The organism is Planococcus sp. RAB007_Raresut, assembly GCF_057369535.1.
In genome coordinates this window covers 351,544-370,168 of record NZ_JBXYIF010000002.1, presented here as the reverse complement: position 1 = coordinate 370,168, position 18,625 = coordinate 351,544, and the positions used below count along the sequence as shown (strand labels likewise).

Below are 18,625 nucleotides of genomic sequence, written 5' to 3'. Positions count from 1 at the left end.
TTTATTGATATCAGTCATTCAGCGGACAATGCCATGTTCGAGTTCTTCCGCCAGCATTCCGGGAATTTGCATCAGTCCCTCGAAATCTTCCGGCGCGACCGGCTTCGAAAACAGGTAACCCTGGCCGATCGTGCAGCCGTGTTCGATGAGGACGTTCATCTGGTTTTCGGATTCGATCCCTTCCGCGACCAGCGTCATGTCCAGATTGAGGCCTAGATCGATGATGGCTTTCACCATGGGATTCAACTCGTCAATGTCCAATTCATCCACGAATGATTTGTCGATTTTCAAGGTATCGATCGGCAATTTCTGCAGGACATGCAAAGACGAGTAGCCTGTCCCGAAATCGTCTATGGATATTTTGATGCCCATCTGCTGCAGGCTTACAAGAATCTTTTTGCTTTCCTTGATGTTCTGCATGATGCTCTCGGTGATTTCCAGCTCCAGATAGCGGGTATCGAGCCCCGTTTTGTCCAAGACCCGCTCGACCGTCTCAAGGAATTTGCCATGCTTGAACTGCAGCACCGATACGTTGACCGAAATGTTCAGCGGCGGATAACCCGCATCCTGCCATTGCTTGTTCTGGCGGCACGCTTCTTCGAGCACCCATTCCCCGATGGCAACAATCTGCCCGGTTTCTTCAGCCACCGGTATGAATTCAACCGGCGATACCCAGCCAAGGTCCGGATGCCGCCAGCGAAGCAAGGCTTCCATACCGATGATTTTCCGTGTGCCGAGCACGACTTTCGGCTGGTAATAAAGGATAAACTGATCTCTTTGGACAGCTTTTTTCAAAGCATTTTCAATCGTCATTTTGCGTAATTTCTCCTGACTCAGCTCTGCATTGAAAAAGCTGTAGCCATTCTTGCCATTTTCTTTCGACACATACATCGCCGCGTCCGCGCTTTTCATCAAATCTTCCGGCGTATAGCCATGCTCCGGATATTTGCTGATGCCGATGCTCGGCGTGATGTTGATCTGGTATTCTTCCACATCGAGTGATTCATTGAAATTTTCCAGGAGTTTATTGGCAACAGCTTCACATTTTTCATCGGTTGCATCCAGAACGACAATGATGAACTCGTCTCCTCCGAGGCGGTACAGCAGCATATCGGGGTCCAGCGCCGCCTGCAGCCGTTCAGCCGTTTTGACGAGTACCAAATCCCCGATGTGATGGCCCATCGTATCGTTCACCACTTTGAACTGGTCGAGGTCGATCAGCAGCAGCGCCATCTGTTTAGTCGGATAATCCGCTAGGAAATGTTCGATCTCCTCATTGAAACTGCTTCGGTTGCGCAAATCCGTCAGTTGATCATGATATGCCAGGTACCTGTATTGCTCCACCAACTGGCGATTTCTCAACAGCACCTGCAGCTGGCGGCCGAGCACCATAATGAAGATGATCAGCAAACCGCTGCTGAGCCCGTTGAAGTCAAACTGATAACTATGCATGACCAGCATCAGCAGAATCAGGATGCTTACATACGGAAAAGCGGTTCCTTTATCGTTCGCTGTACTTTTCAGCTTCCATAATTCATTTCTCTTATCGGATTTGGAGTAACAGCCCGAAAAGCCGAACAGCAGCACTGCCAGCAGCCAGAGCAGGTCTACCAGATGCCCCGGCTGGTAACTTTCTTTGTAGGATACATAGACATAAAGAAAATCAGCGGCAATCTGAATAAAAAATCCAATCAGCAAAAACAGCAGCACTTCCTGTTGTCTATTCTTCCGGATCAGATAGTACAGAATGCTGACCACCAATAAAATGGTGATGTCTGCTACCGGATAAATGATGGCGGTCATCGTGATCAGCCAGGATTCCCCGGACAATTCCAGCACCGGATTGATGAGGTAATGAAAGCTGATCGAAGCGACGGTGATGATGAAAACCGCGATATTAAACAGATAGGAGTTTTCGCTGAACTCATTGCTCAATTCGCGGGTTTTGAAAATCAGTGCCACGAGGAAAATCAGGTAGGAACTGAGCCACACGACAGAAGAAAGAATCGTGGAATTCTCCGTCCCTTGGCTAAACTGGACGATCAGCCAGATCCAGTTGCCGGCTGTGTACAGAATCAGTGCCAGCTGCAACAGCAGCCAAAAAGATTTATGTTTTGTATCGGCACTGCGGTAAGCCTGGTGCAGCCAGATGAAACTGAGTGTCCCGGCGAGAATTTGCAGCACATTGGTCCCCGTTGTCACCAGCCACGGGTCTCCCTGGAATGTCAGTGTCCAGCTATAGAATAAGGCGATTGCCAATGAAAGTATTGTAATGGGAAAAAGCATCTGCTTTAACAAGGTTGTTCCCCCTAGGTGTCAGAAATTGAATGAACTGCAGACTCCGCTTAGCCAAATATGATTTCACCTGCGGAAGTGAAATTACAGCAATAACTTAGTAAAAACAGTATAACCGTTATTATGACAAAAACATAGAACTTTTATCACATTTACAATATAAGGAATTAAAGCCTAAGGACCTATTAATTTCGAGGAACGAAGAATCGATATACCCTTCGCTACGCCCGTAACATTACGTCCTTATCCTCCTTTATCGGCAAATCTCCGTAAAAATTGACTTCTTTTTTCGACATTGCTACGGTCAATATAAGCTTTTAGCGCAAAAAACGAGGTGAAGAAATGATTTTCTTACTCATCTGGCTGCTGCTGATCGGGTACGCTGTCTACATAGCTCCCGGCACAGGCGCCAACAACCCGATTTTCCCTGAACTGTTCAACGGCAATATCGGCGACATCGATCCGCTCGTCTTTGCCGTATTTAATTCGCTCGGCATTTTCCCCATGGTCTTTCTGACGATTCTTTTGCTCAACGACAAACAGCGCTGGCCTGCGTGGCCGTTCGCCCTGCTGTCATTCGGCATCGGCGCCTTTGCGCTGCTCCCGTATTACGCATTCGGCATCAAGAAATCCGACAAGAAACTGCGCACGCCGCGCTGGCTCGTCCGCTTCCTCCGCTCCCGCTTCTGGCTCATCGCCCTCATCATCATGTGGGTTGGCAATTGGCTGACGCTGCTGCAGGGATTCTCGTTCGCTGATTACGTCGATTATTTCTTCGCCTCGAGTCTCGTGTCGGTCATGACCGTCGACTGGTTCGTGCTGTACGCCCTGTCCATCTACACCGTCCACCGCTTTTATCCGGACGCCCGCTTCAAAGGATTGGCCTGGGTGCCGATCATCGGACCGGTGCTGGTGCTATTGATGAACAGAAATCTGACTGGCAATAAAAACTAGCGTTTTGAAATGGTTTTTTCTATACAAAAAGAGCGCACAGGATTTCTGTGCGCTCTTTTTCGCTTTTCGCCCGCGAAAAGCATGCATTTTGGTATTTGACCTTTGATTTTAGAATGATATTGAGTGAAATTCTTCCTTTCACCGGTGTCTTGTGCTGTTTTTCCGTTCTCGAATTCGGGATGCCGGCGTATATCAACGTTCAGCGAAATATATCAACGTTCAAGAGATTATATCAACGTTCAAAAAATTATATCGACGCTCAGGAAATTATATCAACGCTCAGAAAAATATATCAACGTTCACCTTAATCAGGGCCCTCACCCATTTTCTCCAAAACAAAAAGAGCACACAATTTCTGTGCGCTTCTTTTCATCCGAGTCCCCTTTTATCGTTTCTTCATTTATCCGTAAAACCTTGAATCGCCAGCGAAAAAACCGCTTGGCCACCCAGCACCCGTTTCCCGTCCTGATTGACAGCCGCAACTTCAAAAATCAGCCTGCCGCTTTCCTTCTCTTTGAGCTCCGCCTGCAGCGAAACGACATCGCCCAGAAACACCATGCCTTTAAAGCGGATTGAATAGGTCTCAATAAAACCTTCATCCAAATAAGGGGTGAACAGTTTCGCCAGATTCCCCATCGTCCACATGCCGTGCGCGATGATGCCCGGAAGCCCGGCGCGCTCCGCTTCCTCGTCAATCGTATGTATGGGATTGAAATCGCCGGAAGCTCCGGCATACTTAATAAGATCCAGCCGCGAGACGGGCTCCAGCCCAATTACAGGCAGCGTTTCCCCTACTTTCATCTGACCGATCCGGCTCATTTCCGCATCTCCTTCCGCGCAGCTTCATTGATGATGATCACACGTTCTTCCGAAAAGAGCAGCTCCCCCTCTTTGTCTTCCCCGTAAAGAACGACAATAAGAAAACCCATCTTCCCGAAACTGCCGGTCCGCTCATAATAATCCTTCACTTCGATCCAGCAATAGACTTCTTCCCCTATAAACAGCGGACGCGTATAGACATATTTCTGCTCGCCGTGAATCAATCCTTTCGAAGGCAAGTCGAGTCCCGGAACCGACCCGCTGTCGAAAGTGACCGGGAACGTCGGCGGCGCAATGTTTCTGCCGTAGACAGACTGTTTTCCCGCTTCTTCATCTGTGAACAGCGGCGAAGCATCCCCTATCGCTTCCGCAAACTTTTTGACCGCACTGCGTTCAATCACATTTTTTGTTTTCTCCGACCGTCTGCCAATCATCTCTTTCAGCATCCGTGCATCCCCTCTCTCAGTCCTTCGGTCCGCCCGCGACATACAATACCTGGCCGGATACAAAAGAAGAACGTTCATCCGCGAAAAACGCTACAGCATTTGCGATGTCTTCCGGCTTGCCGCTCCTGCCGACAGGAATCATCGCCACGTTCGCTTCGACAAAGCCGTCAAACGGCACACCCATGCGCTCTGCCGTCGCTTTCGTCATATCCGTTTCGATAAAGCCCGGCGCCACAGCATTCGCCGTCACACCAAACTTGCCGAGTTCAATCGCCAGTGTCTTCGTGAAGCCCTGCAGCCCCGCTTTGGCAGTCGCATAATTCGCCTGCCCTCTATTGCCCAGTGCCGAAGTGGAGGAAATATTGATGATTCTTCCGTATTTCTTGTCGATCATGTATTTCTGTACTGCACGTGTCGCATAAAACGCGCCTTTCAAATGCACGTCCATGACCGTCAGCCAGTCTTCATCCGTCATCTTAAACAGCATATTATCCCGGATGACGCCTGCATTATTCACAAGGATGTCGATGGAGCCGAAATGCTCATTCACTTCCGCCACCGCACCTTCCACCTGCTCTTTTTCCGTGACACTCGCCACTTTCGCATAAACGGAATAGCCTTTTGCCTCCAGCTCCTCTTTCGCCGCGGCCAGCGCTTCCTCGTTGATATCGATGATCGCGACATTCGCCCCTTCTTCCGCAAAGCGTTCGGCGATCTGCCTGCCGATCCCCCTGCTTCCTCCTGTCACCAATGCTGTACGTCCTTCAAAATTCTTCGTCATGCCCATTCCCCTCTCTGTGTAAATAAAACCAGTCATTCTCCGTTTAATTTTTCTGACAATTAATTACTTTTTCAATATACAGGAAGCGTTTGGGCCAGTCAATTGAGCACCCAGCCCGGCGCCCAATCAAAAAAGAACTGCCTGGCAGGCAGCCTCCAAATTACACAGCTATCCAGTTTGCCTTCCCGCTCAATCAATCAGCGTAACCCCCACAATCTCATCCAGACTCAGCCGCTCCATCCCGAACGGACTCTCATAAACCAGTTCCCGGTGCGATACATCGATACGCTCGATGACGCCGCGATGCTTGAACAGCTGCTTTTCCCGCCAGGTTTCAATCAGCACTTCGCATTTCCGCTTTAACGCGATGTCCAGTTCCTCCTGAATCAGCTGCAGATCGAACTCGTCGAGCTCCGGCCGCTTCACTTCCTCATCTTCCTTATACCATTCGCGCAGCATCTGGATATGCTCCGGCAGCATCAGCCCCTGCCATTTGATATTCCCCCGATCCTTGATATCGCCTTGCATCTTGAATTGATTGTTCATCTTCTTCATCAGAACCACCCCTTTCTAAAAATAAGAACATTTGTTCTTATTCTATACCACGTAAAAGAGGGCGGCAATCCTTTATGGCAAATAAAAGCCGGAAACAAATGCCTCAGCCGTTACTCACAGCAATTGGTCAATCAGTATGCAAAGAAAGGATTGGCAGGTTCTTCCTCTTTGGCTATACTATTCAAAATACCTTATTGAACGGAGAGACTATGAACCATTTTAAGCGTAAGTCAAAAGATAAAAACAAAAGCAGCAAAGACAATGTGTTTCTTGATTGCTTTGCTGAATTCAGCTTTACACTGTTATTCGAACTGTTGATAAGCATCATCTGGAATATCATCTTATTCATTCCCAGAGTTCTTATTCGAGCGTTGAGCAATATATTTTAACAAGACAAAAACCCTTTTCCTGATTACGGAAGAGGGTTTTCCACTGGCCCAGTCAACGACAAGTACATACCGATCAATTCTTCGGTTCGATTGCGTAATTGAAAATGCATATACTTACGGTGGTCTTCGTAGCCGTTGTAGTAAAACACATACTCTGTAAACAGATCGTCTTTCTTGCCCTTAAGTATTCGATACTGCTGTCTTTTCATATAAATTCTGGTGGTTCTCAAATCGTTTTCAGCGCATTTTATCGCTTGGTCAACCATCTGCAGGTAAGGACGTTTTAATTTAAAGGGCATCGTGTCAATCATCTCCCTGTCTTTATGCAAAATGGTGAGAACAAAAGGCAGGTAAATCATATTCTCGAAATGAACGATAAGGTCCTTCGACATTAAAGGAGTCATGTAAACCCTCCTAACATAAGAACGTTTGTTCTCATTCTATACCATATATGTACACATGGCAATCCTTTCCGCCAAATAAAAAAAGCCCCCCAGCTGAAAATGAGTGGCTTTCCATCCTTTATCTCATAAAAATCTTGGCACCAGTCGAGGGCGCGACATAAATATTCCGATGGCCTCTGCCCGTTTCAATCGTTGCAATATGCGCTTGCGGATAGCCCAGTATCTCATATTCCAGTCCTCCAAACTTCGCCGGCGTCAAACTCCAGTCGCTGTTCTTCGCAACCGGCGCCACGTCCAGCCGGTAGGTCTTCCACGTCTTCGCCGTTTCCGGCAAGTAAACATATTCCTTCATGGCGAGTTGCCGCTCGGGCACCGGTTTCTCTTTTAGAGCGGCTCCTTTCGCTTCACCCAGGTTAATGACCTGGCCGATCTGCAGAAACTTGCTGTCGACGCCCGGATTCGCCGCCTCCAGATCCGCCACCCGGATGCCATCCATATTATTCGCAATGTTCCAGAACGTATCGCCTTCCTGGATGGTATACGTCGCCGGCACCGGCTTGACCAGCGCCTGCTGGTTCAGGAATGTGAAAGCCCCTTTATAGTCGAACACACAGCACGCTTTCCAGCTGTAGCCCGGCATTTCGTGATGCGATTTATCTTCGCGGCCGACGCCGTCCGCCACCAGCGCCGCCTGCAATTCATCGATCGTCTCTTTGACGAAATCGCGCATCCGTTCATTGCGGTAATCGCCCGCCACGCAAATGCCGAGCGAATAATCGTTGGCGTTGCCGGCGTGGTACGTGCGCCGGTCAAAATCATGCGCCCAGACAATGCGCGCCCGTTTGCCGCGCGGCGTCTGCACCACGTTTTTCGGCTCGATGATGATCGCATACGCAACTCCGGGCCAGCCGTTCGCTTCTATATGATAGCTTGCAAAACTTTCGGCGTCGGACCCTGGCAAATGCGACAGCGTCAGCGAATGATGCCAGACGCGGGTGGTGATCTTCTTGCTCCGCGCGCCGTAATGCTGTTTCTTCGGCAAACGGCTGCGCATATCCACGACATTCGGCAATGCTAAAAAGTTTTTCATGACTAACCCCCTGTTTTAGTTTGACCTTGTAATGCGCTATGTGTTTTATTTCTTCCCTTTCCAGCCATGCGGCCCTTTGCACCAGCCGCCAATCACCGTGCCCATGGCAATCACCGGATTCTCGAACGTGTAATCTTCCAGTAAAAACAGCTGGTTATGCAGCGGAATCAGCAAGCCTTCCAAAACCAGCTTTTCACGCAGCTTCACGTAATTCTTCGGACATTTCGCCGAAGTCGACGCGGCAAACTTTGACCCTTTCTGCACCACAAACTGCTCGCCGGCGAAATAGCCGCTGGCATCCGCTCCCCGTCTTGAAGAGATCTTCAGAATCTTCGGCAGCACTTCCACTTCTTCCACTTCTTCCGCTTCCGCCATCAGCAGAAGCCCCGCCTCGAACGGATCCAGCGACGTTTCTTCCAGCGTCGCTCCATCCACTTCGTAAAACTGGTAAAGCTCGCCGTAATCGGGATGCGTGATCCGTTTTACAAACTGTGTTTTCGTCATTTTTTCATCTCCTTTTTTAGGCAGGATTCCCAGCAAAGGGGCCTATACTCCCTATATAGCGAATCAGGCCATAACAGGATACTTTTCTTCGAATAAAAAAAGACCGAATCACATCCGCAGAATAAAATCTGCAGATGGACTCAGTCCGTTGAAGTCTATAGGCGCCGCTTATTAAGCGATCGGCGCTTTTCGTGCTGTTTTCTGTTTGAACGTTCTGGTCGATTCGACCGCTTGCTGCCAGCCGGCGTAGAGCTCTTCGCTCTGTTCGGCAGGCATTTCACGGTTATAGGTTTTTTCAACTTGCCATTGCTTGGCGATTTCTTCTTTGTTTTGCCAGAAACCGACGGCGAGTCCAGCCAAGTAAGCCGCTCCCAATGCGGTCGTTTCCTGGATGACCGGGCGTTCCACCGGCACATCCAGGATGTCGCTCTGGAATTGCATCAGGAAATCATTCGACACGGCTCCGCCGTCCACGCGCAAAGTTTTGAGCTCGATCCCCGCATCTTTGATCATGACATCCACCACATCTTTTGTCTGGTAAGCGAGTGATTCAAGCGTCGCCCGGACAAAATGCGCTTTCGTCGTGCCGCGCGTCAAACCGAAAACCGCTCCGCGCGCATCAGTATCCCAATACGGCGTGCCGAGCCCGACGAATGCCGGCACCATATAGACGCCGTCCGTCGATTCGACTGACGTGGCGAGTCCTTCGCTTTCCGGTGCTGTTTTTAAGATTTCCAGACCGTCCCGCAGCCACTGAATCGCGGAGCCCGCGACAAAGATGCTGCCTTCCAGTGCGTATTCCACTTTGCCGTCGACGCCCCAGGCCAGCGTCGTCAGCAAGCCGTGCTCGGAAACGACGCCTTCTTCGCCCGTATTCATGAGCATGAAGCATCCCGTACCGTAAGTGTTTTTCGCCATGCCTTTATCAAAGCAGGCCTGGCCGAACAATGCCGCCTGCTGGTCACCCGCGATGCCCGCAATCGGCACGTTGTGGCCGAAGAAATGATAGTCGACGGTTTCCGCGTAGACTTCAGACGACTGGCGCACTTCCGGCAGCATGCTTTTCGGCACCGTCAGAATCTCCAGCAATTCGTCGTCCCATTCCAGATCGTAAATATTGTACATCAGCGTACGCGACGCGTTGCTGTAATCCGTGATATGCGTTTTGCCGCCTGACAATTTATAGACGAGCCACGAATCGATCGTACCGAACATCAAATCGCCGTTGTCCGCTTTTTCGCGTGCGCCTTCCACGTTGTCCAGAATCCATTTGACTTTCGTGCCGGAGAAATAAGCATCGATCAACAGCCCCGTCTTTTTGCGGAACAATTCTTCGTGACCCTGCTCTTTCAAGTCCTTGCAGATTTCACTGGTCTGGCGAGACTGCCAGACGATCGCTTTGTAGATCGGCTTACCGGTGTTGCGGTCCCAGACGACCGCTGTTTCGCGCTGGTTCGTGATGCCGATGCCGGCGATCTGGCTTGGTTCCACATCCGATTTGCGCAAGACGCCCGCCATACAAGCGAGGACAGATGTCCAGATTTCATTGGCGTCATGCTCCACCCAGCCCGGCTTCGGAAAGAATTGTTCAAATTCCTGCTGGGCCGTTTCGACGATTTCCCCTTTATGATTAAACAGCACCGCCCGTGAACTCGTGGTCCCCTGGTCGATTGACAAAATATAATCTTTGCTCATTGTGAATTCCTCCTCAAATGGATTTTTCTGCAACGCGATTGTTTTGTCTTCTTTTGTCATCTGTTAACGTGTCTTCGATTTCATTGGCTGTGGTATGGCCTTTTTTCAGTTCAGCACTGGCTGCACCGAATAAAATCACGGCCATCACTGCGCTGAGCACCCAGAACAGCACATTGTAATCGCCCGTGAACACGGCGCTGTAGAATACGGCGCCGTAAATACCGCCGAACACCGGACCGGCTACCGGAACCCAGGCATAGCTCCAGTCGGAACCGCCTTTCCCCGGAATCGGCAGCAGCGTGTGTGCGATGCGCGGGCCCAGATCCCGTGCCGGGTTGATGGCGTAGCCGGTCGTACCCCCGATCGACATCCCGATTGCGATGATCAACGCGCCGACGATCAGGGGATTCAAGCCTTCCGTAAATTCGTTCGCGCCGATGAACAATAAGCCCATCACGAGAACGGCCGTACCGATGATTTCACTCACCAAATTCGAAAACGGGCTTCTGATTGCCGGAGCTGTGGCAAAAACAGCCAATTTCGCGTCTTTGTCTTCTGTCCGGCTCCAATGCGGCAGGTAATTCAAAAAGACGATGCCGGCCCCGATGATGGCGCCGATGATCTGCGCCGCAATATAGACCGGCACTTTTGTCCACGGAAGTTCGCCGATGACCGCAAAGCCCAAAGTCACAGCGGGATTCAGATGCGCCCCTGAGAAATTGCCGACTGCATAAACGCCCATGGTGACCGCCAGCCCCCATGCAATCGTGACAACAATCCAGCCGCCGTTTTCCGCTTTCGAATCTTTCAATACCACTCCTGCTACGACACCGCCCCCGAAAATAATCAGGATCATGGTGCCGATCAATTCTGCCAAAAATTCTGACATCATTTAACACTCCTTTTCAGTTTAAAGCAAACACACTGGAACACAAAAAAATCCGCAATCAATGAGAGTTCTCCTTTAACAGAAGGACTCATTGATGTGCGAATCTCAGATCTCCAGCACAATTCTTAACTTGTTGTATATATTTTACATACAAAAGAAAGCGCTGTCAATATATGTCTGAATATTGGAGAAAAACAGCCGATTTTCCCGACTGCTTTTCTCCTGTTTTTCGCACTGTTGTCCGTTTATCCGACCGGATGCGTCGCTTCGTACAGCAACCTATCCAATTCTTTCGTGTAGCTTTGCGTTTGCTGCGTTGTCCAGCCGAAGCTTTCCGCCATATGCGCGATGGCCGCTTCTTTAAATTTATAGACAAACTGGATATCGAACAGCAAAGCACCTGTCCGGCGGACGAAAAAGTCGACTGGTTTATACGCCGCTTCGTATTCCATCGCGTAACGCAGCATCGCAAACACCAATGGATCCAGTCCTGCCTGTGCCGCTTCCTGCTGCCTGCCGGCGAATATACCCAGCACCTGGTCGACATTGGCGCCGTAACGGCTTGTCAGCATTTCCGCCGTCTTCTGGTTCAAGCCCATGGACAGCGCCTGCTGCTCCCGGTCCAGACGGAACGTTTTGAACCCTTCCGAGCCGCCGACTTCACCGCCGGAAATCGGCAGATGTTTCGTCGAAACTTTCTGGAACCGCAGCCCCTGCTCTTTTGCTAATTGCTCCGTCACCAAATCGACTATGCTTTCGCCCATTTTGCGGTAGCCGGTCAGCTTGCCGCCTGCAATGGAGATCAAGCCGGTATCCGAGATGAAGATTTCGTCCTTGCGCGAAATCTCCGAAGGATCTTTGCCTTCTTCGTGGATCAGCGGACGCAGCCCTGCCCAGCTCGATTCGATATCGTCTTCACTGATGGCCACTTCCGGGAACATGAAATCGATGGCGCGCAGCACATAATCGCGGTCTTCCCGTGTCATCGTCGGGTGGGCGATATCCGCTTTATAAACGGTATCGGTCGTCCCGACATACACTTTGCCTTCACGCGGAATGGCGAATGCCATCCGGCCGTCCGGCATATCGAAATAAATGGCCTGTTTCAGCGGAAAACGGCTGCCGTCGAAAATCAGGTGGATGCCTTTTGTCAGCTGCAGCGTTTTGCCTTTTTTCGAATGGTCTTTTTCACGCAAAGTGTCGACCCATGGCCCCGCTGCGTTGACGATCCGTTTCGCGAAAATCTCATGGACTTCGCCGTTTGTCTGGTCTTCCATGCGGATGCCAATCACTTTGCCGCCGTCATAGATGAAATCGATGACTTTCGCGTAGTTCAGCGCAAGCGCCCCTTTTTCCACCGCTTTTTTCATCACTTCAATGGTCAGGCGCGCATCGTCCGTCTTGTATTCCACATAATAGCCGCCGCCTTTTAAGCCTTCTTTCTTCAATAAAGGCTCGCGTGTCAATGTTTCTTTGCGGCTCAGCATCTTTCTGCGCTCTTCGCGTTTGACGCCCGCCAAAAAGTCATAGACGCGCAAGCCGACGTTGGTGCTCAGCGGACCGAACGTGCCGCCTTTGTAAAACGGCAGCAGCATCCATTCCGGCGTTGTCACGTGCGGGCCGTTTTCATAAACGATTTCACGTTCCTTGCCGACTTCAGCCACCATCTTCACTTCAAACTGCTTCAGGTAACGCAAACCGCCGTGCACCAATTTGGTGGAACGGCTGCTGGTGCCTGCTGCGAAATCCTGCATCTCCACCACTGCCGTCTTGACGCCCCGGACACTTGCGTCCAAGGCGATGCCGGCGCCCGTAATCCCTCCGCCGATGACCAATAAATCGAGTGGCGCGTTTTTCATGGCACCAATTGTTTCGCTGCGTTTCAAACTGGAAAATTTCATCAAAAATCTCTCCTCTTCCATATATAAGATGGTTTATTGCGTTCTGTACCTATAATCTCCACAAAAAAAGAGAGACCACGGCACAGCTGCAGAATTTCTTCTGCTGAACTGGCTTGGTCTCTCATTATCTCCGGCCTGTGATTTTAACTTGTAAGGTTGTGTTACTCCACCGGTTTGAATGTGCGCGTTGACGCCACAGCATTTTGCCAACCGGTATAAAGTTTTTCGCATTGTTCTTCCGACATCGTGCGGTTGAACGTCTTCTGGACTTGCCATTGCTTGGCGATTTCTTCTTTGTCTTTCCAGAATCCGACCGCTAACCCCGCCAAATAGGCAGCGCCGAGTGCTGTCGTTTCCTGGATGACCGGTCGTTCCACCGGCACATTCAGAATATCGCTCTGGAACTGGATCAACAGATCGTTGCCGACGGCTCCGCCGTCCACACGCAATGTTTTGAGTTCAATCCCTGCATCTTCTATCATAACATCTACGACGTCTTTTGTCTGATATGCGAGCGATTCGAGTGTCGCCCGCACAAAATGCGCTTTCGTCGTGCCGCGCGTCAAACCGAAAATCGCCCCGCGTGCATCGGTATCCCAATACGGCGTCCCGAGCCCGACGAATGCCGGCACCATATAAACGCCGTCCGTTGAGTCGACCGATGCCGCCAATGCTTCACTTTCCGGTGCGCGGTCGATCAGCTCCAGCCCGTCACGCAGCCATTGGATGGCGGAACCGGCGACGAAAATACTGCCTTCCAGCGCGTATTCCACTTTGCCGTCGACGCCCCAGGCCAATGTCGTCAGCAAGCCGTGATCCGACTGGACACCTTGTTCCCCGGTGTTCATCAGCATGAAGCATCCCGTACCGTAAGTGTTTTTCGCCATACCTTTATCGAAGCACGCCTGGCCGAATAAAGCGGCCTGCTGGTCACCGGCGATGCCGGCGATTGGCACGTTGTAGCCGAAGAAATGATAATCGATGGTTTCCGCATACACTTCAGACGACTGGCACACTTCCGGCAGCATGCTCTTCGGCACTGTCAGGATGTCGAGCAGTTCATCGTCCCATTCCAGATCGTAGATATTGTACATCAGTGTGCGCGACGCGTTGCTGTAATCCGTCACGTGTTTTTTGCCGCCGGAAAGTTTATAGACAAGCCACGAATCGATCGTGCCGAACATCAAATCACCGTTGTCCGCCTTTTCGCGTGCGCCCGGCACGTTATCAAGGATCCATTTCACTTTCGTCCCGGAGAAATAAGCATCGATCAACAGCCCCGTCTTTTTGCGGAACAGCTCTTCGTGCCCCTGCTCTTTCAAGTCCTTGCAGATATCATCCGTCTGGCGCGACTGCCAGACAATCGCTTTATAAATCGGTTTGGCCGTGTGGCGGTCCCAGACCACCGCCGTCTCGCGCTGGTTTGTGATGCCGATTCCGGCGATCTGGTCCGGCGTAATTTCCGACTTGCGGAGCACATCCGCGATACACGCCAGCACGGACGTCCAGATTTCATTGGCGTCATGTTCCACCCAACCCGGTTTCGGGAAGAATTGCTGAAACTCCTGCTGGCCCGTTTCAACGATTTCCCCTTTATGATTAAACAGTACGGCCCGTGAGCTTGTCGTACCTTGGTCGATCGATAAGATATAGTCTTTCTTCAAGTCGCTCTCCTCCAACATCTATGAAACCGCGGTTTCGTCTAATCGCCCTGCATTGCGGCGGCTTCTTCCCAGTTCTGCGCCGGCCGTCCAGAAATCTGAAAAACAGAAAAAACCCGCACCGAACGGACAAATCCCAATGAGGATTTGTCCGTACCAGTGCGGGTCTCTTCTTCTCTTGCACAGCGCTTAACTTGTCACTTTAAATTTATCAGCTTTTAAAAACGCGGTCAATAGATTGCTACCGCTGCAAATCCCACAGATCGGAATCCGACGTCGATACGGCAAGAGCCCCTCCGCTATAGGCGAGCTCCACGTCTTCCGGCGTGCGGATCAGCCCGCCGGCGATGATCGGGATGCCGGTCTTCTGATGCACTTCCTCAATCACCGACGGAATGATGCCCGGCAGCAGCTCGATATAATCCGGTTTGTTCTGGCCGATCAGCTTGATATTATGCTCCAGCGCCTGGCTGTCCAGCAAAAACAAGCGCTGAATCGTCAGCAGGTTGTTCTTCTTCGCCAGCGTGATCACATTGCCGCGCGTCGAAATGATGCCGTCCGGCTTGATCTCCCTGACCAGAAACTCAAAGCCGTAAGCATCCGTCTTCAGCCCCTGGATCAAGTCGGCATGCAAAATGACTTTCTTCCCCGCCTTTTTCGCCGTCCGCACCAGCACCTGCAGCTGCGCCAGCCGCACCTCCAGAAAAATAATATACGGATGATGGCTCTCCAGCAAACGCTCAAAATCCTTCATATTCCGCAACACGGGCAAGACGCCCTGCAACTCCGGCATTCCGTTTCCTCCTCAGATGTTCTGTGCTCTTAACTCGATAGCCTCTAAGTTTGATGATGCTACTATTTAGCGGATTAATCAAGGGGAAGGTTTCCCTAATCCAGCGAAATTCATGATTAAAATCCAGACAAAAGGGAATATAAGACAGGGCCATCCAGCCAATCAAAATACATAAGGACGTGACTTCATGAAAAAATTAATTCTGCTGTCCCTTGCAGTGCTGCTGACTTTATTCCTTGCCGCCTGCTCCGACTCTTCTACTGGAGACGGCCAAGACAAAGAAGAAGAAAACGCAGCAGCCCAGGACGGGACAACGGAGAAAGACAACGAGCAAGAAGAAACAAAAGCTTCGGAAGAAGAGAAAGAAGTAGAGAATAAAGAAGAACCGGAGCCCGAAGAGCCCTTTACAGCCTTAGAGCCGGCTGAAGGCGCAAAATCCATTCAGGAGTCGTGGCCTGAAGAAGAACTGGCCAATATGCCTGAAGCCCAAGCTTATGGAGACGAAACCGAACGAATGGTTCCTGCCGGTGAAACGCTGGTCAAAGATGGCGAGGACCTAACTGATGGACCCTTGAAAAACCATCGCCTTGTCGCCTTTTACGGACATCCCAACTCGTCCAATATGGGCATATTGGGTGAAATGGAACCGGATGCCTTCATGGCAAAACTGAAAGAACAGACACAGGCATATTCGGATGCCGACCCTGACCGGCCGGCCATCCCGATGATCGAACTGATCACCACCGTCGCCCAAAGAAGCCCGGCGACCGACGGCAAATATTATCACATGACGCCATCCGATAAAATCGATGAATATGCAAAGCTCGCCGAAGAACATGGCGCGCTGCTCATGCTCGACGTACAGCTGGGAACAGATTCTGTCCTTAACCAAGTCAAGCTGATCGAGAAATGGCTGAAGCTCCCTCACGTCCACCTCGCCATCGACACTGAATTCTCTGTGGAGGAAGGCGAAATCCCCGGCACGGTCCTGGGCCAGGTAAACGGTTCCGAAGTGCAGGAAGCGGTGGACTACCTCACGAACATGGTGGAAGAGCATGATCTGCCGGACAAAATCGTCCTCGTCCACCAGTTCATGGATGAAGCGCTGACGAATAAAGAAGCCATCCAGCCAACTGAAAATGTCGAAGTCGTCCTGAACTTTGACGGCTGGGGGCCTGCCTCCCCCAAAATTTCGAATTACCGAAGATTCGTGCGGAACGAAACTTCCCAATACGGCGGCTTTAAAATTTTCTATAAGAAAGACGAACCCATCTTAACCCCGGAAGAAGTCATAGCGCTTGATCCGAGTCCGGCGGTTGTGAATTATCAGTAGGTGAAGATGTTTGGTCTGTTGGAGTAGATTAGAAATCAGAGAATAAAAAAGCAGACTGCTAGCATGGCGGTCTGCTTTCTCATTTTAGATTTTTCAATTTATTATACAGTTATATTTTGCGTCTTAATAAATATATCAATTGAGTTTTATTTCACTATCTGCACATTTTTTGCACTGCACAACACCAATTATCTATTTACATTTCATTAATATAATTCAACTGTGCTTTTAGATTAAACCTTTTCTTTTTAACTCTTCAATTATTTTTAACTCTTCAGCGGTTGGAACTGGCGATAGCTCTTCTTGAACCGGAAAGTCAGGTTTATTTAAACCCCAATCATTTAATATAGTTAATACTTCGTCAGAAATCCGAATATCTCTTTCTCTTATTTCATTTAGTCCCCAGTCATCATTCAGGCTAGAAAGCTTAAGTAATAGTTGTACTTTTGATTGATTATAACTTTGTTGTTTCTTTTTAAAGTATCCATTACTTGCAATAATATTTAACTTTTTCTCAAAAGGAATCTTATTCCCAATATGCTCTACCAACTCTTTTACTTCTTCATCTGAATTGCTCGGAAAATAACTAGATTGCCATTTCTGAGGAAGAATATGCTCTATTTCCCACTTTTCAGGAAGAAGCTCTACTTGGCTTTGGTAAGCAACAATCTTCAGTATCATACGAACAGTATTGCGGTGTGCCATTTTAATTTTTCCCTTTAGTTCCTGTTCATCTACTGTAGCAAAATCAAATTTTGGCATAGAGGATTTAATAATTTCAGAGTTTAAGTTTAAGATTCCACGTTTTACAGCATTAATAGTTGGCGTAACTATATACCTTGCCGCCAAAACTGCGAGTAGTTTTTGGAGAAACTTTAAGAATAGTTCTTCAAAATTCTCTGTATCATGATATTCAAGGTAATAAATAATTACTGGGTACTTCCAAAATTCATTTGGATAAGAAGTTAAGCCATCAAGTACTTGTTTTATTTCAATATTTTTAGACCAGTCTTCATCTTCGATTTCTACACGATTGTTAACTACGATCCATAAGTTTAGCACCACATTCAAGTTTTCTAAAACGTCACTCTTGTATAGTTGCTCAAAATTATTCCTAGAATAGTATTTTCTTATTCCCGGTGTAGTGGTATTCCTATCATTTTCTAAGGCTCTCAAATAGTACATATAATAATAAAATAGTTTTTGAATACTTTCATTTGCATTTACAGCCTCATCATTAAGTTGTTGCCATTGTTCAATAAAAACTGCTTTTTTTTCAGTATCTAAGTGATTATAAATCTTTGCTTTAAATATATCTGCATCGGATAAAGCCAATCCTCTATCGTTCAGTGTTGAAAAGATAGTTAAAGCTGTATCTTGTGAATCTGCCGTAATTGGTAATAAAATTGCTTTGTTCAAAACGTTTCTAATGAACCAGAAAAACAACTCCGGCTCAGTAGTGGCATATTTCTCGATTAGGCCAATCAATAATTTGTAATTTAATGAATAATTATCTTTCGCACCTTCTTCAATAGTTCCATTTATAAGAATTCCAGCAAAAACTTCGTTACCTTCATCTCTCATCACCCTGGATTCAATAAGTGTTTTTTCGAAATCAACCTCAGCAGTTAATTCATCCTGTTCCCACAGTGCCGATTCAATTTGTCCTTTAAAGTTTTTTACTTCTTTTGTTTCTGTCATTGAATTAAGTTTTGAGTAAAGTGCACGGAGTAACAAAAACAAAGATGTAATGCGTTGTTGACCATCTATAATTTCCTGTTCATTATGCTCATTTTCATAAGAAACAATCGTCCCCAGAAAATATGTACTTTCACTATTATTTTCTGTGTACTCTACTAAATCCTCAAAAAGTGTTTGAATTTGTTCGTCAGTCCAAGCATACGAACGTTGATATTCAGGAATAATGAATTTATTTACTTTTCCTGTTTCCAACAATTGTTTCACACTTTGCTTGTTCACTTCGATTGTTGTAGCCATTGTCTACTCTCCCCCCTTTTTTCTCTCTCCTAGCATTTCATAAATGAATACTACAATTACAGTAGATCCCCCAGCAAACAAATTTGTTCTAATAATTTCTTTGCAGTTATTGCAAGTG

General features: G+C 48.7%; 17 protein-coding genes. 3 read left to right on the top strand and 14 right to left on the bottom strand.

All coding sequences use genetic code 11. From position 1 onward, the window contains the following. Positions 1 to 18 precede the first annotated feature (18 nt). Positions 19 to 2,298: a putative bifunctional diguanylate cyclase/phosphodiesterase gene (locus tag AC2Q9J_RS05800; RefSeq protein ID WP_499038001.1), complete on the bottom strand. Its 2,280-nt coding sequence runs from the start codon at positions 2,296 to 2,298 to the stop codon at positions 19 to 21. A 339-nt stretch (positions 2,299 to 2,637) separates the two neighbouring features. Here AC2Q9J_RS05800 and AC2Q9J_RS05795 point away from each other — a divergent pair, with 339 nt between their 5' ends. Beyond that, positions 2,638 to 3,249 (top strand): hypothetical protein, encoded by a 612-nt coding sequence (locus AC2Q9J_RS05795; RefSeq protein ID WP_499037999.1) that lies wholly within the window; start codon positions 2,638 to 2,640, stop codon positions 3,247 to 3,249. 396 nt (positions 3,250 to 3,645) lie between these two features. Here the strand turns inward: AC2Q9J_RS05795 and AC2Q9J_RS05790 are convergent, their stop codons facing one another. From AC2Q9J_RS05790 to AC2Q9J_RS05775, 4 genes are all read right to left on the bottom strand, one after another. Continuing rightward, positions 3,646 to 4,068, bottom strand: coding sequence for a MaoC/PaaZ C-terminal domain-containing protein (locus tag AC2Q9J_RS05790; RefSeq protein ID WP_499037997.1), 423 nt, complete (start codon positions 4,066 to 4,068; stop codon positions 3,646 to 3,648). After that, positions 4,065 to 4,514, bottom strand: coding sequence for a MaoC family dehydratase N-terminal domain-containing protein (locus AC2Q9J_RS05785; protein ID WP_499037995.1), 450 nt, complete (start codon positions 4,512 to 4,514; stop codon positions 4,065 to 4,067). Before AC2Q9J_RS05785 ends, AC2Q9J_RS05790 begins: the two co-directional genes overlap by 4 nt. A gap of 16 nt (positions 4,515 to 4,530) precedes the next feature. Next, complete coding sequence (gene fabG / locus AC2Q9J_RS05780; RefSeq protein WP_499037994.1) at positions 4,531 to 5,295, bottom strand: 3-oxoacyl-ACP reductase FabG; 765 nt, start codon at positions 5,293 to 5,295, stop codon at positions 4,531 to 4,533. A gap of 189 nt (positions 5,296 to 5,484) precedes the next feature. Then, the gene (locus AC2Q9J_RS05775) at positions 5,485 to 5,850 is read right to left on the bottom strand and encodes a YolD-like family protein (protein WP_472483670.1); all 366 of its coding nucleotides are present in this window, start codon (positions 5,848 to 5,850) and stop codon (positions 5,485 to 5,487) included. Between the two features lie 74 nt (positions 5,851 to 5,924). On the opposite strand from AC2Q9J_RS05775, the gene AC2Q9J_RS05770 reads away from it, so the two are divergent. Beyond that, a complete protein-coding gene (locus tag AC2Q9J_RS05770) occupies positions 5,925 to 6,239 on the top strand; it encodes a hypothetical protein (RefSeq protein ID WP_499037993.1) in 315 nt (104 codons plus the stop codon). A 23-nt stretch (positions 6,240 to 6,262) separates the two neighbouring features. Here AC2Q9J_RS05770 and AC2Q9J_RS05765 read toward each other — a convergent pair whose 3' ends face one another. The 8 genes from AC2Q9J_RS05765 to AC2Q9J_RS05730 all read right to left on the bottom strand — a co-directional run bounded on the left by AC2Q9J_RS05765 (position 6,263) and on the right by AC2Q9J_RS05730 (position 15,176). Beyond that, positions 6,263 to 6,643, bottom strand: coding sequence for a YhjD family protein (locus AC2Q9J_RS05765; RefSeq protein WP_101802229.1), 381 nt, complete (start codon positions 6,641 to 6,643; stop codon positions 6,263 to 6,265). A gap of 118 nt (positions 6,644 to 6,761) precedes the next feature. Further along, positions 6,762 to 7,697 carry a LysM peptidoglycan-binding domain-containing protein gene (locus AC2Q9J_RS05760; protein WP_499038268.1) on the bottom strand — a complete coding sequence of 312 codons (936 nt, stop codon included), beginning with the start codon at positions 7,695 to 7,697 and terminating at the stop codon, positions 6,762 to 6,764. Between the two features lie 81 nt (positions 7,698 to 7,778). Next, positions 7,779 to 8,237, bottom strand: coding sequence for a DUF4357 domain-containing protein (locus tag AC2Q9J_RS05755; RefSeq protein WP_499037991.1), 459 nt, complete (start codon positions 8,235 to 8,237; stop codon positions 7,779 to 7,781). Between the two features lie 171 nt (positions 8,238 to 8,408). Next, a complete protein-coding gene (gene glpK, locus AC2Q9J_RS05750; protein ID WP_499037990.1) occupies positions 8,409 to 9,932 on the bottom strand; it encodes a glycerol kinase in 1,524 nt (507 codons plus the stop codon). Between the two features lie 13 nt (positions 9,933 to 9,945). Then, positions 9,946 to 10,821, bottom strand: coding sequence for an MIP/aquaporin family protein (locus tag AC2Q9J_RS05745; RefSeq protein ID WP_499037988.1), 876 nt, complete (start codon positions 10,819 to 10,821; stop codon positions 9,946 to 9,948). Between the two features lie 245 nt (positions 10,822 to 11,066). Then, positions 11,067 to 12,722, bottom strand: coding sequence for a glycerol-3-phosphate dehydrogenase/oxidase (locus tag AC2Q9J_RS05740; RefSeq protein ID WP_499037986.1), 1,656 nt, complete (start codon positions 12,720 to 12,722; stop codon positions 11,067 to 11,069). 161 nt (positions 12,723 to 12,883) lie between these two features. Further along, entirely contained in the window at positions 12,884 to 14,404 is a 1,521-nt protein-coding gene (glpK, locus tag AC2Q9J_RS05735; RefSeq protein ID WP_499037985.1) for a glycerol kinase GlpK, read from the bottom strand. 220 nt (positions 14,405 to 14,624) lie between these two features. After that, positions 14,625 to 15,176, bottom strand: coding sequence for a glycerol-3-phosphate responsive antiterminator (locus tag AC2Q9J_RS05730; protein ID WP_101802224.1), 552 nt, complete (start codon positions 15,174 to 15,176; stop codon positions 14,625 to 14,627). Between the two features lie 187 nt (positions 15,177 to 15,363). Between AC2Q9J_RS05730 and AC2Q9J_RS05725 the strand changes: the two genes are divergently transcribed. After that, positions 15,364 to 16,509: a hypothetical protein gene (locus AC2Q9J_RS05725; RefSeq protein WP_499037983.1), complete on the top strand. Its 1,146-nt coding sequence runs from the start codon at positions 15,364 to 15,366 to the stop codon at positions 16,507 to 16,509. A 228-nt stretch (positions 16,510 to 16,737) separates the two neighbouring features. On the opposite strand, the gene AC2Q9J_RS05720 is transcribed toward AC2Q9J_RS05725, so the two are convergent. Then, entirely contained in the window at positions 16,738 to 18,507 is a 1,770-nt protein-coding gene (locus tag AC2Q9J_RS05720) for a DUF262 domain-containing protein (protein WP_499037981.1), read from the bottom strand. Positions 18,508 to 18,625 lie beyond the last annotated feature (118 nt).